Genomic DNA, 15834 nt, shown 5'->3' on the forward strand with positions numbered 1-15834 from the left:
ACGTCAGTTCATGCGGTCTTCGCACTGATCGCCTTACGCAAAAATCCACCAGCGTTTTGCAATGCCACGCGGGCTTCTTCAATGCCCATCCCGGTAATTTCCATGAGAATGGCGAGTTTCACATCATTGCCTGTCTGGTCGAGCACGCGGCGTGCTTCCTCCGGCGTGCAGCCGGTCGCCTGCATGACGATCCTGGAGGCGCGGGCGACCAGTTTCTTGTTGCTCGCATTCACGTCGACCATCAGGTTCTGATAGCTCTTGCCGATCCGGATCATACTCGCTGTCGTCAGCATGTTGAGTATGAGTTTCTGGGCCGTACCCGACTTCAGCCTGGTCGATCCCGTCAGGATTTCCGGACCCACGACGGGAGAAATCGCAAGATCGGCAATGCCGGCGATAACGGAATTGGGATTGCAGGATAGAGCGACGGTGACGGCGCCGACACTCTTTGCATAGTTCAGTCCACCGATGACGTAGGGCGTGCGACCGCTGACGGCGATACCGACGACGACGTCCGCGGCCGTCAGATTGATGTCCTGCAAGGCTTGCCGGCCCTGGTCCGGATCGTCCTCTGCGCCTTCGATCGAACGCTGCAGCGCGTCGGGTCCGCCGGCGATCAGGCCGATCACCATGCTCGGTGGTACGCTGAAAGTCGGGGGGCATTCGGATGCGTCGAGAACACCAAGCCGGCCGCTGGTGCCGGCGCCCATATAGATCAGCCTGCCACCTTTCTGGAAAGCCGCAACGATCTGGTTCACGGCGGCGGCGATCGCGGGAATAACCTTCTCGACCGCAATGGGGACGGTTTGATCCTCATAATTGATTTCACGCAGGATATCGAAGGTCGACAGCAGATCGATATGCATCGTGTTCGGATTGCGACCCTCGGAAACCAACTGCTCCAGTTCGGATATCAACCTTTGTTCTGTCATGTACCTGCTCTCGAAAATTACGCTTCGATATCAATAGATCAGGGATGGCAAGCTCGATCGATAACGATCGGGCCAGCCGCAGCAGCCTTAAAATTTTCAACGCAACAGAAAGCTGGTCATCAACCCAAGCAGCCAGCCTTTGCGGCTTCGTTCGCTGCTGTTTTCCCTGTTTACCTTCGTTAACATTATGTCCATTTATTCCGTTCGTCAATCACAATAGGAATAAAATATTCCAGAATTGCCGTGAAAAACCGGCCATGCTCAGGGCTGCCATTTCAGCGGCTGCAGATCGATTTTTTAGCAAGAATGATGGCGCCCGAGACGGCATCACCGTCGATTGGTTTGAGGCGGCGGCGGACATCCGGCGCCAGCCAGGGCTCAAGCGGGCTGGAGAGGCCGCCGAGTAAGGAGACACGCGGAGCACCCTTATCGAAGAGGGTTCGGATCAGCGTGTCAATATGCTCGGCGGCACTTTGAACGATACGCCGGCCTGCAGCATCACCCTGATCCGCATGGCGCATCACCATCGGCGCCAGAGCGGCATAGTCCGTGGCGGAGGCGCGGTCCATCCAGGCGACCGCTTCCATGGGATCATTTTGAAACCGCTGCATGATCTCTGCCAGCAACGCCGTCTTCTCGTGGCGGCCGTCATGCGCGCGCAGCGCAAGCTGCACGGACTTCAGCCCCAGGTCTGCGCCGCTGCCCTCATCGGAGATCGGAAAGCCATAACCGCCGACCCGCAAATGGCGTCCTTCGACAAAACCGAGACCAATCGATCCCGTTCCGGCGATGACGATTGCGCCGTCGCGGCCTGAATGGGCACCGAGGCAGGCACCCTCGCCGTCGCTGACGAAATCGATGCTGGCAAAAGGATACTTTATCGCCCGCAATGCTTCGAGCGCGCCCTTCCGCCCGATCCCGGCAAGCCCGACGCCCGCGTGAATCCTCGCGATCTCGGATGGACTGAGGCCCGCCTCTTCGATGGCGGCCCCGAAGGCTTTCGCAATGGAAGCCCAGGCCTCGTCTATGCCGAGCCGCGTCGTTGCTGGGCCGGACAGTCCCTGGCCCAACACCGTGCCACTGGCATCCTCGATTCTTGCGCGGCAACCGGTACCTCCGCCGTCGATACCGAGAAAGTAGCGCTCGCTGTCCGCCTCGGCTCTCATGATGTCAGTCGCTCGATATCTGCGCCGCAGAGGCGGAGCTTGCGATCCAGTTGCTCGTAACCGCGGTCGAGATGATAGACGCGGTTGACGATGGTTTCGCCTTGCGACACCAGCGCCGCCAGCACAAGCGAGACCGAAGCGCGCAGATCGGTCGCCATGACCTGTGCGCCTCTAAGAGGCGCACCGCCGCGCACCAACGCCGTGGTGCCCTGCAGTTTGATGTTGGCGCCGAGACGCATCAATTCCGGCACATGCATGAAGCGGTTTTCGAACACCGTCTCGCGGATCAGCGAGGCGCCTTCTGCGCAGCAGGCGAGCGCCATGAACTGCGCCTGCAGGTCAGTCGGAAAGCCTGGATAGGGTTCGGTCGTGATATCGGCGCCTTTGAGCGGACCATCCCTCGAAACGACCAGGCCGCGGTCGCTCGGCCAGACGCTGACGCCCATGGCCTCGAGCGCCTGCACGACGGAAGCGAGATTCTCCAGCCGGGCATGGATCAATTCAAGCTGCCCGCCGGTGATGGCTGCTGCAACCGCATAGGTGCCGGCCTCGATCCGGTCGGATATGCCATGATGCTTGGCAGGCTGCCAGTTGGTGCTGCCATCAATCAGGATACGATGCGTACCGGCACCCTCGATCCGGGCGCCCATGGCACCGAGGCAAGCGGCGAGATCGGCCACCTCCGGCTCACGCGCCGCATTCAATATCTCCGTCTCACCTTTGGCGGCGCATGCCGCCATCATCGCCGTCTCGGTTGCGCCGACGGACGGGGAACTGAGAACAATCCGCGCCCCCTTCAGCCCGTTTCGAGCCGAAGCAACGATCAGGCCGTTCTCGATCGCAATATCCGCTCCAAGCGTCGCCAGTGCCTTGATGTGCATGTCGACCGGCCGAGCGCCGATGGCGCAGCCGCCGGGCAGAGAGACGCGGGCATGCCCGAAGCGCGCCAGCAGGGGCGCAAGCACCAGCACCGTCGCCCGCATTCGCCTCACGGTATCATAGGAGGTTTCCTTCGAGACGATGGCGCTGGGATCGATAGTGGTGCCATGCGCAGACCGGTTCACAACGGCTCCATGAAGCATGACGACGCCGAGCATGTTCTCGACATCGGTCACGGCCGGCAGGTTCGTCAGCTCCAGCGGATGGGGACTGAGCAGCGCCGCCGCAATCTGTGGCAAGGCGGCATTTTTGGCGCCGGAAATCGTCACAGCGCCCTGTAACCTGTTTCCGCCTGATATCCGCAGTCTGTCCATGATATGAAACCCGTCAACGAGAGGGGCGAAGGAGCAGACGCCATCCCCTCTGCTTCCGGCTCAAGACTATTCGTTCATTCCGCCATGTCAATGTGGATTGGAATTTTTTATTCCAAGTCCTTTGTGATAACGTCGAGGGCTGACGGAACGAAAGCATGGTTGCCCACTCTCGGCCGGATGATATCTTGTGGCTCGATTGTGTCGACGCGTGAACCGGCCTCCACGGCCTGAAGGGGCGGATGTCTATCTTAAAGAAAATCAGCGCGAAGCTCGAAGGCATGGCGCCGGCTGATCGCCAGATCGGGCAATTCATCGTCGAAAATCCCGACCAGATGCTGAGGCTCTCATCCGCCGCCCTCGCCGCCGAGACCGGCCGCAGCCAGTCGAGCGTCGTCAAGTTCAGCCAGAAACTCGGCTACGCCGGCTATCAGGAGCTGAAACTAGCCGTCAGCGAGGCCAAGGCGCAGGAATGGCAGGCCCCGGCAGGCATGATCCACGGGACCATCGAAGTGGACGACGGCTACTTGACCATCCTGCAGAAACTGCTCGGCAGCAAGCTGCAGGCGATGCAGCAGACGATCGCCGTTAACAACGAACTGGATATCGGCAAGGCGCTGAAGGCGCTCTACGAAGCCCGCCGCATTCATCTCGCCGGCGTCGGCGCCTCTTCGCTAGTCGCCCGCGACTTTTCCTATAAGCTGATGAAGCTCGGGCGCAATGTGCTGCACGATAGCGACAGCCATGTGCAGATGGCCAATGCATCGACACTCGGCCCCGACGACCTCCTGTTCGCCCTCTCCTATTCCGGCACCAGCATCGAAACCCTGCGGATCGCCGAACTTGCCAGCCAGCGAAATGCCACCGTCATCGCCGTGACCGGCCTTCAGGACAATCCCCTGGCCCATGTCGCCGATATCCGCCTCTATACCGTCGGCGACGAAGACCGCGTCCGCTCTTCGGCCATCACGGCGCGCGACGCACAACTGATGCTGACCGACCTGCTGTTCATCCTGCTGGTGCAGAGACAGCCCGACGCCAACGACTACGTCCATAACAGCGAAGCGGCCGTCTCGGTGCTGAAGGCCAAGCAGTTGTCGTAAAAAGCTCCTCATCCGGCCTCACACGCCATTGGCGGTATCCATATACTCATACTTAAGTTGAATTTTTTCAAAATACAACCAGACACTCGGCGCCCGTGACATTCCCGCAACATTGTTGACTGTTGCGCTCAATGATTGTTTTTTTACTGTATCCATCATTGTTGCAAAATCGAAAATCTGTATACTCCAGGACGCGGTTAGGGACCGCTACCCGAAAGGGTTTACGAAACGGGACCGGGGTGGGGACGTCGATTTTTCGGCGCGATAGCCTGTGCCCAATCGAGAATAGATTGGACTCACTATGAACATAAGAACGCTTCTTCTCAGCTCTGCGGCGGCACTCGCCGCTGCCTCTGGTGCGCATGCGGCTGATGCTATCGTCGCTGCCGAACCGGAGCCTCTTCAGTACGTTCGCATTTGCGACGCTTATGGCGCGGGATATTTCTTTATTCCGGGTACCGAAACTTGCCTGAAGATCGGCGGCCAAGTTCGCTCCGAAGGTGAATGGTATGACGCTTATAGCCCGACAAACAAAGTCGGCACGCTGTGGCATACCCGCGCGGAACTCAATCTCGATACCGCTACCGATACCGAATACGGTGCACTGAAGACCAATGTCGTCCTGCGTTGGGACTGGCAGGAAGGCGGATCCACCGCTACGAAACTGCTGTTTGCCAATATCAGCCTCGGTGGCTTCACGGTCGGCAAGCTCGATTCGCAGTACAACCTCTATGCAGGCTACGCCGGCGACGTCATCAACGACGACGTGATCTATGACGGTCCGTACGAACTCAACCAGCTGACCTACAACTATGACGCCGGCAACGGCTTCACGGCGGTGATCTCGCTGGAAGATTCCAACTCGGCCAACGATAGCGATGCCTATGACGGCGCCTGGGTTACCTCGAAGGCCGACCATTATGCGCCGAATGTCGTTGCCGGTGCTGGCTACAAGTCCGGTATTTGGGGCGTCAAGGTCGTCGGTGGTTATGACTCCATCGTCGAAGAAGGTGCCATCAAGGCTCGCGTCGACGCCGACTTCGGTACTTTCTCCGTCTTCTTGATGGGCGGCTGGAACACGGACGGCGACAAGCTGAACCAGTATGCCGGCTCCAACCTGTCGGAAGATTCTTGCCCTCCGGGCCGTGGCGATCTTTGCGGCTGGGGTGACTGGGCTGCCTGGGGCGGCGTCGCAGTTCCCTTCAACGACAAGCTGAAGTGGAACCTGCAAGTCGCTTACACTGACTCCAAGATCTTCGCCGCGACTACGAACCTGAAGTTCAATCCGGTGAAGAACCTGCTGATCGAGCCTGAAGTGTCCTACACCAACTGGGATTCGATCAATCAGGACCAGTGGGCCGGTATCCTGCGCTTCCAGCGTAGTTTCTGATCAGATTGACCTCCGATCAGTAAATGGGGATTGGTCCGGTTTTTCCCTGCCGGACCTTTCCTTGCCGCAGATTTGGGGAAATTTCAGCTTTGCAGCGTTTCAAGGCTTTTGGCAGCTGCAGCCTGAGGACAGCCTGTCAGGTCGGCCGCCTGTAATTCCTGCTGCTCGATCTCTCTCAACTGACGAAGCGCATCCGCGATCGTCAATCCGCTGAGCGCTCCCATAACGGCGAATTCGGCCCGGCGCGCCACACATTCGAACAGTGCGGCAATATGCGTGCTCACAGGACAGCGGCACGGCACGTCGTCGCGTGCAGCCCAAAGCCTTTTGTCGAAAATGACCGAGCTATAGATGTCGTGAAGGGTAATTTCACTCGTCGACCGTCCGAGACGGATACCGCCATTCTTCCCGGCGGACGAAATCAATATTCCGCTTTGGCTGAGCGGCACGAGCAATTTCCGAACGAAGCTGGGGTTGGAGCCGAGACCGGCGGCCAGTTCAAAACTCGTGCACCGCAAACCGTCCCGGTTGTTTACGGCCACAGTCAACACCATCTGAAATGCCGTCGGAAACCGAGTGTCGATCATAAAATTTTTATAGCCTAGCCTCGCCCAACAATCCAGTCCCGCAGTTAAATGGCAAAATAGTCCTCTGTAAAGTGGAGCTGGTGATCGTGCACAACGACAAATTACGGACATTGTCGGCAGTTAGGATTACTGCATTGCACCTAAAAATAGGTGCAATGCACACAACAATACTTACAATCGGCGTCTGGGCCCGGAAATCGATTTCAATCTCCGGAGTTATACGGAAGACGATTTACACTTATGGTTTGATACCGTTGAGATGGCTTTCGAGGAAATGCAGATTGTCCTGACCCCAATAGAGCTCGCCGTCATAAAGGAATGACGGAAAGCCGAAGACGCCGTTCTTGATGGCAAACTCACGGTCCGCCGTCCACTTGCCTTGCACATCCGCATCGCTCTCGCGCTTCGAGAGAGTATCGCCGTCGAAACCTGCGGCGCTAGCGATCGCCTTGCGTACCTCGGGATTGCCAATATCCTCGCCACGGCCCCAGAACGCTTCCTGCAGGACCTTCGTCAGGTCGAGCCACGGCTTGCCGTCGAGATAGGCGGCAATGACCATAAAGGCGGCAGGCGCCGGGTCAGCGAGCGGCGGGCGGTTTTCCAGAAGCAGCTTCTTGCCTCGAAAGCCGGCCCAGCGCTTGAGATCCCGCTGCCAATATTGGCGACGGGCCTCAGGCCGGTTGCGCGAGAAGATACCACCATTCTCTTCGACGACGGTGGTGAGATAGGGCCGGATTTCCGCGCCCGTCTTTTCGACGAGATCCAGAAATGGCTCCAGCCCGATATACGACCAGGGCGAGCCGATGGAAAAAACGTAATCTATGATCTTGGTCACTGTCTGCCGCATCCCATGCATGATGATGAAAACTCGCGGATTTTGATCAGCAAGGTGGCGAGTGCGCAAGCGCCAACCGGATGCCGTGGCGCAATTTCCATAACGATATCGTTACCCGGCTCCGGAAGACGCGGGCTATACTCCGCGATCGTCAGGACGTAGCTTCCGGCTCCGATTGTAATCTGTCTGGAGAATTTCCCATGGACCTCGGTCTCGGCAATAAGGTCGTTCTGATTACCGGCGGCTCGAAGGGCATCGGTTATGCCTGCGCCCGCCTGTTCCTATCCGAGGGCGCGCGCGTCGGCATCTGCTCGCGAGCGCAAGCCAACATCGACACCGCGCTCTCCCGGCTTCCCGGAGCCAGCGGCTATGCCGCCGACCTGACCTCCGACGGGCAGGCTTTGGAAGTCGTCGACAAGGTCGAGAACGATGTCGGTCCGATCGATATTCTCGTCAACAGCGCGGGTGCCGCCATGCGTACGCCGGTGCAGGACCTGACCCCGTCCGCCTGGCGGGCGGCGATGGAGGCGAAGTATTTTTCCTATATCAACGTTCTTGATCCGGTCATCAAGCGCATGGCCGCGCGCGGTTCGGGCACGATCGTCAACATCATCGGCAATGGCGGCAAGGTCGCGTCTCCGACCCATCTTGCCGGCGGTGCCGCCAATGCCGCATTGATGCTCGCGAGCGTCGGTCTTGCCAATGCCTATGCCGGCCAGGGCGTCCGTGTTGTCGGCCTCAACCCCGGCCTCACCGAGACGGATCGCGTTGCCGAGGGCATAAAGGCCGAAGCCAAACTTGCCGGCGGAACCGAGGAAGATGCCCTGGCCACCGCCCTGCGCCGTATCCCAATCGGCCGCATGGCAACGCCGGAAGACGTCGCCAATGTCGTCGCCTTCCTCAGTTCGTCCAAGGCAAGCTATGTTACCGGCGTCGTGATCAGCATGGATGGAGCGCAGGTCCCGACTGTGGTTTGAGACGGCCGATATCGAGCCCCGCTTTACGCAGCCGCTTTCCAGTCGAGCCCGATATCGAGCGTCGGCGCACTGTGCGTCACCCAGCCAACGGATATCAGATCGACGCCGGAGGCAGCAATTGCCGTAGCAGTTGAAGGCGTAACGCGGCCCGAGGCCTCAGTGATTGCCCGCCCGGCAACGATGCTCACTGCCTCACGCAGTTGATCAGACGTCATGTTGTCAAGCAACACAGCGTCGACGCTCTCTTCCATGGCTTCGCGAAGCTGATCAAGCGTATCCACTTCGACCTCGATCTTGACCATGTGGCCGACGCCGGCTTTGGCACGCCGGATAGCCTCCACGACGCCGCCTGCGATCGCGACATGATTGTCCTTGATCAGCACCGCATCGTAGAGCGCAAAACGATGGTTCATGCCGCCACCGGCCCGGACGGCATATTTCTCCAGCGCTCGTAGCCCCGGCGTTGTCTTGCGGGTGCAGACGATCGACGCCTTCGTGTCGCTGATCGCCTCGACGATACCGGCCGTCACCGTCGCGATACCGGAGAGGTGACCGAGGAAATTCAACGCAGTCCGCTCGGCCGTCAACAGACCGCGGGACGGGCCTTCGATCATTGCGATCACATCGCCAGCAGCTACCTTCGCGCCGTCGAGACGATGACGGGTCATGACAATCTGAGGATCGACCAGCTGGAAAGCGAGTTCCGAAGCATCGAGCCCGGCAATCACGCCCGGCTGGCGGGCCACCATGGCAACGGTGGAGCGATGATCCGCCGGGATGACGGCGGCAGACGTGACATCGCCGGCAAGGCCGAGATCTTCCAGCAGAGCATTGCGCACCAGCGGCTCGATGACGAGGCGCGGAAGGGGAACAACGGTCATATCAGGCGCTCCTAGCGAAGGAATAGGGAATGGTGGATCGGGCGATGTCCAATGCATCGAACAGACGCATTGTCCGGCGCTTGGCCTGTGACAGCTTCAGCGGGAAATCCGTGCGGGCGTGGGCACCACGTGATTCCGTCCGCAGGTTGGCGAAGACGGCGATGAGCAGCGCCACGATAGCGGGATCGGCGGCCGGACCTTCGCTTTCGGCCAGCGGCAGAAGCGCAGCGATCGCCCCATGAATGGCACCGGCATTGCGAAGCACGCCGAGATGACGCGAGACGATCGGCCGGACAAACGAAGCATCCGGGGCTGCCAAGCGTGCATGTTCGGACGGCACGTTCGCAGGGCTCGCAGCACCACTGCCAATGTCCCGTGCTGCGCGCATCCCCATGACCGCGGCCTCCAGCAACGAGTTGCTGGCCAGCCGATTGGCTCCATGCAGAGCGGTGGACGCCGCCTCCCCGGCAACCCAGAGGCCGGAGACGGAGCTGCGGCCGTTCGCATCCGTCGCCACCCCGCCCATGTGATAGTGAACGGCGGGACGCACTGGGATGAGTTCGCTTGACGGATCAATGCCGGCCTCCCGGCAGAGCGCATCGATCACGGGGAACCGGGTGGAAAAGCGCCTGTCGAGTGCTTGGCGAGCATCGAGAAAGACACGACCGCCGCGGGCGATTTCCGCGCTGATCGCCCGTGCGACGACATCGCGCGGGGCCAGTTCGGCGCCGGGAATCAGCGTCATGAAACGCTCGCCTTTCTCATTGACGAGTAAGGCGCCCTCGCCGCGCACGGCTTCGCTGACCAGCGCCAGCGGCCGGCGGCGGGAATCGAGAGCCGTCGGATGAAACTGCACGAATTCCATATCAGCCAGAAGCGCTCCTGCCCTCGCGGCAAGCGCGATCCCCTGACCGAAATTGCCGATGGGATTGGTCGTCGCATCGAAGAGACCGCCAATGCCGCCGGTCGCAAGCAGGACGCGGGAGGTGGGCAGAACGGCCATTCCCTTCGGTGTCGCGCATAGGAGGCCGCTGATCCGCTCGCCATCCAGGAGCAACCGCCGCGCCTCATGTCCTTCAAGCACTGTAATGGACGGCGTGTTTGCTACTGCCTGCACCAGCGCACGGACGATCGCCGCGCCGGAGCCGTCGCCTTCGGCATGAACGATGCGGCGGCGTGAGTGGGCGGCCTCGAGGCCGAGCGACAAGGCACCCGCGCCATTTCGGTCGAAGCGCACGCCGGCCTGCTCCAGAGCGGCAATTGCCGCAGGCGCATCGGCAATGATGCTGGCGGCCACCACCGGATCGCAGAGCCCATCGCCGGCGGCAAGCGTGTCGGCGAGATGCAGCTCGGCACTATCGTCCGCTCCGATGCTGGCGGCGATGCCGCCTTGAGCCCAGGCGCTCGATGTCTCAGCGCCGAGTGCCGCGCGAGTGAGAATGACGGCCGGTTGCGGCGCGAGCGTCAGTGCCGCCATCAGCCCGGCGAGACCGCTGCCGACGATGACGACACGGCCGGCAAGATCGTTAAGAACCTCGGTCATATCGCCAGCATCCTTTCCACGGCGCGACGCGCCGCAACGGCAATTGCCGGATCCACGGTCACTTCGTGCTTATTTTCCTCGAGTGCCTTGCGGATATTGCCGAGCGTGATCCGCTTCATGTGCGGGCAGAGATTGCAGGGCCGGACGAACTCGACATCAGGATGATGGACGGCGACGTTGTCGCTCATTGAACATTCGGTCAGAAGTACGACCCGCGCCGGGCGCTTCTTGCCGACATAGTCCGACATGACGGCGGTGGAGCCAGCGAAATCCGCTTGCCTGACGACGTCAGGCGGGCACTCCGGATGAGCAAGCACCGTTATGCCGGGATAATTTTCGCGAAGCTGGCGTACATCGTCCGCGGTGAAAAGCTCATGCACCTCGCAATGCCCATGCCAGGCGATGATCTCGACATTGGTCTCGCGCGCCACGTTCTGCGCCAGATATTCGTCGGGGATCATCAGCACCTTGGGGACGCCGAGCGATTCCACCACCTGCTTGGCATTGCCCGATGTGCAGCAGATATCGGATGCCGCCTTCACCGCAGCAGAAGTGTTGACATAGGTGACAATGGGAACACCGGGATGGGCCTGGCGCAACAATGCAATATCTTCCGGCGTGATCGATTCCGCGAGCGAACAACCGGCAGCCATGTCGGGGATCAGGACGGTCTTTGCCGGATTGAGCAGCTTGGCAGTCTCGGCCATGAAATGCACGCCGGCCAGCACGATGATGTCGGCGTCCACGTCGATCGCCTTGCGGGCAAGCGCCAAGCTATCGCCGACGATATCGGCGACGCCGTGGAAGATCTCCGGCGTCTGATAGTTATGCGCGAGGATGACTGCGTTGCGGCGGCGTTTCAGTTCGAGGATCGCCTCGACATCATCCTCAAACATCATCCATTCGGCTTTGGGGATAACGCGGCTGACTCGATCATAGAGGGAGGATGCGGATACGGGGTAGTTCATGACCGGCTCCTTATTATACTCACTTTGAGCATATTATGCGCAGATAGATATTCTCGTTATGAGCATATGTCAATTGCGGGAGAGCGGTAATTTCGTTCCGGCGAGTTCACGTTCTTCGAGGACGGCGCGACGGAAACGAAAGAGCTTGGCTGGGCGCCCCCCCGTCTCGCTTTCAGTCGCACCGGTTTCCTCCACCAGCTCCTGCTGCTCGATCAGCCGGCGGAAGTTCTGCTTGTGCAGCGTCAGGCCCGCCAGGGCCTCGACGGTGCGCTGCAACTGAAGGAGCGTAAAACTTTCCGGCATCAGTTCGAAAACCACAGGCCGATATTTGATCTTCGCACGCAGCCGCGCCATGCCGGTCGCAAGAATGCGGCGGTGATCGGCAAACATCGGTCGGCCGGAATTGATCTGCTGCGAGCAACCCGCCTCCAAGACAAGCCCAGCCTCATAAAGAAGCTCATAGCGCTGCAGCACGAGATCTTCGTTCCAGGCGGTATCGTTCAAACCAAAGGCAAAGTCGGCGCGGCGCCGACGTTGATCGCGCCGGGCCGGATCGTTGGCGACCCAGCTATCCAACCGCCCGATAATATCGTCCAGGACAGATGGCCGGCCGCGACGATGGTCCTCCCAGGGGAGATATTCGTACCAACCATGCCAGCCCGGTCGGCCAGCGCCGGGGGCTGCCTGCTCGCGCACCAGCCCGAGATAGCTGATTGAGATCGTTCGACCGCCGAGAATCTCGTTATTCCGGTCGCGGTCGGCAAATGTATAAAGCTGCTCGAGATATCCGACCGGATGCGCCGTCTGTTCCCGCACCCATTCGCGAAGACCGCTCTGCAAGGTACGGTGCCCGAGTTCGAACGGTCCCGATGGCAATGCATCGCCGGACCGCACCGTCATCACCCTGGGATCGTTACCGGTAACGGCCGTCAGAACCGCGATCAATTCGGCGTGCGCAAGTCCGATGGTCAAGGAGATTCCCTATCTTATTTGGAGCTTAACTTTTCTCGCACGAAGCGTCGCCGAAGCCAATGCAGCTGTTCGGCCACTCAACATTTCACGACATCGCAAACGCTTCAAAACACCGCTCATACCCGAACTCGTGTCCATCAAAACACATTGTAAGCGTGCTATTGATATATTGATGCATTAGTGCTTTAGTGCACGAATAATGAATGCCGGCCGTGCCGGATCTGGGAGGATATTATGAGCAATACTGGACTGCAGGAGCAGGCAAGCTCCGCCATGATGCGAAGGGTGGCAATCGCCTCCTGCATCGGCACCACTGTCGAGTGGTACGATTTCTTCATCTACGCCACCGCCTCGGCACTGGTTTTCAACAAGCTGTTTTTTCCGAGCTTCGATCCGCTCGTCGGCTCGCTTGTCGCGCTCGGCACCTATGCTGCGGGCTTTTCGTGCGCCCGATCGGTGGCCTGTTGTTCGGTTATCTCGGCGATCGATACGGTCGCAAGAGTGCGCTGGTCACCACGCTTTTGATCGTCGGCGTCGCTACATTCGTCATCGGTTTGATGCCGACCTACGAGAGCATCGGCATCGCCGCTCCATTGATCCTGCTGTTCATCCGCATGCTTCATGGCTTTGGCATCGGCGGCGAACAGGGCAACGCGATTCTCATCATGTGCGAGCACGCGCCTGCCAGGCGGCGTGGCTATTTCGGCTCTTGGGTGCAGACGGGTGCGCCTGCCGGCTTCATCCTGCCGCTTGGTATCTTCGCCGTGTTGACGACCACCCTGTCGGACGAGGCCTTCCTGAGCTGGGGCTGGCGTATTCCCTTCCTCCTCAGCCTCGTACTGGTCGCCGTCGGCATGTATATCCGTCTGCAACTGACGGAATCGCCGCTGTTCCTGGAAATGCGCAAGCGCCGCGCGGAGGACCCGCATCCGCTAGTCGAGATCGTCAGGAAATATCCGCGTTATCTCGCCCTCGGCTGCGGCACCAAATTTGCCGAAAGCGTCGCCTTCACCAGCTTTGCCGTGCTGATTACCGCCTATGCGACGAGTCGCGGCGTGTCGCGGCCGGTGATGACGACGGCATCGCTCGTGGCAATCGTGCTGGAATTGATCAGCATGCCGTTTTGGGGCGCCCTTTCCGATCGCATCGGCCGCAAGCCCGTCTATACGCTGGGCGCGGCAACCGTGCTTCTGGCAAGCTTTCCTACCTTTGCCCTGGTCTACTATCGCGTCGACAGCTACATCTGGGTGGGCCTAACGGCGGCGCTGGCGATCGGTCATAGCGCAATGTACGGGCCACAGGCAGCCTATTTTGCCGAGTTCTTCCCGACACACATCCGCGCAAGCGGCGTCTCCTTCATCCAGCAGATCGGCGCGCTGATCGGGTCCGTCGGGACGCTTGCCGCCGGTTGGCTGCTGGCGCTTTTGAATGGTGCCCCCTGGGCGCTCGCCGGCTTCATCGCTCTCGGCTGTATTATTACTATCGCCTGCACGGCGGCGTTGCCGGAAACGGCACCGCGCCTCGGACGATGGAAGGACTTGGTCGACGGTTTGACGCCGGGCGATCATTTAGAAGCTCGCGGTCAGCGCGCATAAATAAGAGGCAAGATGATATCAGCATTCGAAGTATTCTCCGACCGTTGGGGGTTTCTCGGCGAAAGCCCGGTCTGGTCGGAGGACGGCAGTTGCCTCTGGTGGGTCGATACCGAAGGCTGCCGGCTGCTGCGGACGGACGCGGCATCAGGCAGAACCGAGGTCTGGGACGCACCGGAGGCTGTCGGCTGCATCGCTCAGCGACCGGATGGGATGCTGCTGGCAGGCCTCGCCAGCGGCATTTTTCTCTTCGATCCGGCAAATGGTCGTTTCGATCCGGCCTGCTCGCCAGAAAGCCGCAGGGATGTTCGCTTCAACGACAGCGCCCTCGATCCGGCGGGCCGCTTCTGGGCAAGCACCATCCACCTGGAGCTCACCGAACCCGCGGGAGCCGTTTTCTGCATCGAAGCCGATCTTACACACCGCCGTCTTTTCGATGGCCTGTGGACGCCGAACGGACTCGCCTTCGATCCGGTTCGTAGCCGCATGTATTTCTCGGATTCTCATCCCACCGTGCAAACCATCTGGGTTTGCGACTATGACGTCGTCACAGGAATGCCAAGCAATCGCCGCGTCTTTGCGACGACGCATGATTTCGCCGGCCGGCCGGACGGCGCGTTCATCGATGAGGATGGCATCTACTGGATCGCCGGCGTTGGTGGATCACAGCTTCTCCGCTTCGCGCCGTCAGGCGAAGCGCTGGAACCGATCCCTTTTCCGGTGACGCATCCAACCAAGATCGTCATGGACAGAGCCAATCCGCGCTCCGTTTTCGTGACGACCAGACGGACCGTCCCCGAAGAGGAAACGCACGCCTCGGGGCATGTGCTGCGCGCGACGTTGTCGTGATCGCAATCGGTAGGCTGCCTATCGGCTGACGTAATCCGGATATTTCTCGCAGATGAGATCGATGATCGACAGCGTGCCGGAAAGATGCTTTCGAAGCGCTGCCACCGCCTGTTCCACGTCCCCTGACTGGACAGCATCGACGATGGCATGGTGATCGGTAATGACCTGCTGCTGTTTGCCCGGCATCGGCAGGTTCAGCATGCGAAGCCGATCGAGATGGACGCTCTGGCGCCGGACGGTCGCCCAGAGTCCCAGGATGCCGACCCTTTCGAAGAGAATACGGTGAAAATCCTTGTCGAGGCCATCGAATAGATCGTAGGTCTCCGGCGAAATGACATGCTCTTGCCGCACCAGAACATGCCGAAGTGCCGCTGCCGTTTCCTCGGGGAATTCGGTCGTCAGCCGCCGGATGGCCTCCAGTTCGATCGATAAACGCAGGAAATGCGCCTCGATGGCGTTGCCGATGTCGATTCTCGCGACGACGGTCGCATATTGCGGGTAGACCTCGACGAGCCCCTCCTCCTCCAGCCTGATCAAGGCGTCGCGAACCGGCGTCTGGCTGACGTTGAATTCGCTCTGAAGCGAGATGCGCGACAGGACGGTGGTCGGCGGCAAACTCATTGAAAGAATACGCGATCGCAGGATTTCCAGGATCTGCGGCGCGACCTGGCGGGAGCGGTCCAAGGCAAATTCTTTCGGGTTTACTTTCACTGGCTACCTTCCTCATCGAGAGCGTCAGCCCATAAAGCACAATTTAGGGCTTGATGCACTGATACATTAGTGCTTTAG

16 protein-coding genes are annotated in these 15834 nt (G+C 60.1%); 6 read left to right on the forward strand and 10 right to left on the reverse strand.

Annotated features, from left to right (window positions below; translation table 11 throughout):
- Positions 1-8: 8 nt before the first annotated feature.
- The 3 genes from murQ to murA all read right to left on the reverse strand — a co-directional run bounded on the left by murQ (position 9) and on the right by murA (position 3351).
- Entirely contained in the window at positions 9-932 is a 924-nt protein-coding gene (gene murQ, locus FHT86_RS36340; protein WP_133704718.1) for an N-acetylmuramic acid 6-phosphate etherase, read from the reverse strand.
- A 275-nt stretch (positions 933-1207) separates the two neighbouring features.
- Complete coding sequence (locus tag FHT86_RS36345) at positions 1208-2098, reverse strand: N-acetylglucosamine kinase (protein ID WP_133704719.1); 891 nt, start codon at positions 2096-2098, stop codon at positions 1208-1210.
- Positions 2095-3351, reverse strand: coding sequence for a UDP-N-acetylglucosamine 1-carboxyvinyltransferase (gene murA, locus FHT86_RS36350; protein ID WP_133704720.1), 1257 nt, complete (start codon positions 3349-3351; stop codon positions 2095-2097). The genes FHT86_RS36345 and murA overlap by 4 nt, the downstream gene beginning before the upstream one ends.
- A 239-nt stretch (positions 3352-3590) precedes the next feature.
- On the opposite strand from murA, the gene FHT86_RS36355 reads away from it, so the two are divergent.
- Positions 3591-4451 (forward strand): MurR/RpiR family transcriptional regulator, encoded by an 861-nt coding sequence (locus FHT86_RS36355; RefSeq protein WP_133704721.1) that lies wholly within the window; start codon positions 3591-3593, stop codon positions 4449-4451.
- A 301-nt stretch (positions 4452-4752) separates the two neighbouring features.
- A complete protein-coding gene (locus tag FHT86_RS36360; protein WP_133704722.1) occupies positions 4753-5841 on the forward strand; it encodes a porin in 1089 nt (362 codons plus the stop codon).
- Positions 5842-5924: 83 nt separating this feature from the next.
- On the opposite strand, the gene FHT86_RS36365 is transcribed toward FHT86_RS36360, so the two are convergent.
- Together FHT86_RS36365 and FHT86_RS36370 are read right to left on the reverse strand one after the other, a co-directional pair.
- Entirely contained in the window at positions 5925-6539 is a 615-nt protein-coding gene (locus tag FHT86_RS36365; RefSeq protein ID WP_312862671.1) for an Rrf2 family transcriptional regulator, read from the reverse strand.
- Between the two features lie 127 nt (positions 6540-6666).
- Entirely contained in the window at positions 6667-7263 is a 597-nt protein-coding gene (locus tag FHT86_RS36370) for a 2-hydroxychromene-2-carboxylate isomerase (protein WP_133704724.1), read from the reverse strand.
- A gap of 200 nt (positions 7264-7463) precedes the next feature.
- On the opposite strand from FHT86_RS36370, the gene FHT86_RS36375 reads away from it, so the two are divergent.
- Positions 7464-8240, forward strand: a complete 777-nt coding sequence (locus FHT86_RS36375) for an SDR family oxidoreductase (protein ID WP_133704725.1) — start codon at positions 7464-7466, stop codon at positions 8238-8240.
- 23 nt (positions 8241-8263) lie between these two features.
- Here the strand turns inward: FHT86_RS36375 and nadC are convergent, their stop codons facing one another.
- The 4 genes from nadC to FHT86_RS36395 all read right to left on the reverse strand — a co-directional run bounded on the left by nadC (position 8264) and on the right by FHT86_RS36395 (position 12604).
- Positions 8264-9121, reverse strand: a complete 858-nt coding sequence (gene nadC, locus FHT86_RS36380) for a carboxylating nicotinate-nucleotide diphosphorylase (protein ID WP_183869055.1) — start codon at positions 9119-9121, stop codon at positions 8264-8266.
- A gap of 1 nt (position 9122) precedes the next feature.
- Positions 9123-10664 carry an L-aspartate oxidase gene (locus tag FHT86_RS36385; RefSeq protein ID WP_133704726.1) on the reverse strand — a complete coding sequence of 514 codons (1542 nt, stop codon included), beginning with the start codon at positions 10662-10664 and terminating at the stop codon, positions 9123-9125.
- The gene (gene nadA, locus FHT86_RS36390) at positions 10661-11632 is read right to left on the reverse strand and encodes a quinolinate synthase NadA (RefSeq protein WP_133704727.1); all 972 of its coding nucleotides are present in this window, start codon (positions 11630-11632) and stop codon (positions 10661-10663) included. Before nadA ends, FHT86_RS36385 begins: the two co-directional genes overlap by 4 nt.
- 69 nt (positions 11633-11701) lie before the next feature.
- Positions 11702-12604: an NrtR DNA-binding winged helix domain-containing protein gene (locus FHT86_RS36395; protein ID WP_133704728.1), complete on the reverse strand. Its 903-nt coding sequence runs from the start codon at positions 12602-12604 to the stop codon at positions 11702-11704.
- A gap of 234 nt (positions 12605-12838) precedes the next feature.
- Here FHT86_RS36395 and FHT86_RS37700 point away from each other — a divergent pair, with 234 nt between their 5' ends.
- Genes FHT86_RS37700 through FHT86_RS36405 form a run of 3 tightly spaced genes read left to right on the forward strand, consistent with a single transcriptional unit; the run spans position 12839 to position 15045 of the window.
- Positions 12839-13129 carry a hypothetical protein gene (locus FHT86_RS37700; protein WP_208116623.1) on the forward strand — a complete coding sequence of 97 codons (291 nt, stop codon included), beginning with the start codon at positions 12839-12841 and terminating at the stop codon, positions 13127-13129.
- On the forward strand, positions 13048-14199 hold the full coding sequence (locus tag FHT86_RS36400; RefSeq protein ID WP_208116624.1) for an MFS transporter: 1152 nt from the start codon (positions 13048-13050) through the stop codon (positions 14197-14199). Before FHT86_RS37700 ends, FHT86_RS36400 begins: the two co-directional genes overlap by 82 nt.
- 12 nt (positions 14200-14211) lie before the next feature.
- Positions 14212-15045, forward strand: coding sequence for an SMP-30/gluconolactonase/LRE family protein (locus FHT86_RS36405; RefSeq protein WP_133704729.1), 834 nt, complete (start codon positions 14212-14214; stop codon positions 15043-15045).
- 18 nt (positions 15046-15063) lie between these two features.
- Here the strand turns inward: FHT86_RS36405 and FHT86_RS36410 are convergent, their stop codons facing one another.
- Positions 15064-15756 (reverse strand): GntR family transcriptional regulator, encoded by a 693-nt coding sequence (locus FHT86_RS36410; protein ID WP_133704730.1) that lies wholly within the window; start codon positions 15754-15756, stop codon positions 15064-15066.
- Between the last annotated feature and the right edge of the window lie 78 nt (positions 15757-15834).

Origin of the sequence: Rhizobium sp. BK313, from assembly GCF_014193655.1 — a bacterium.
Lineage (GTDB): Bacteria > Pseudomonadota > Alphaproteobacteria > Rhizobiales > Rhizobiaceae > Rhizobium.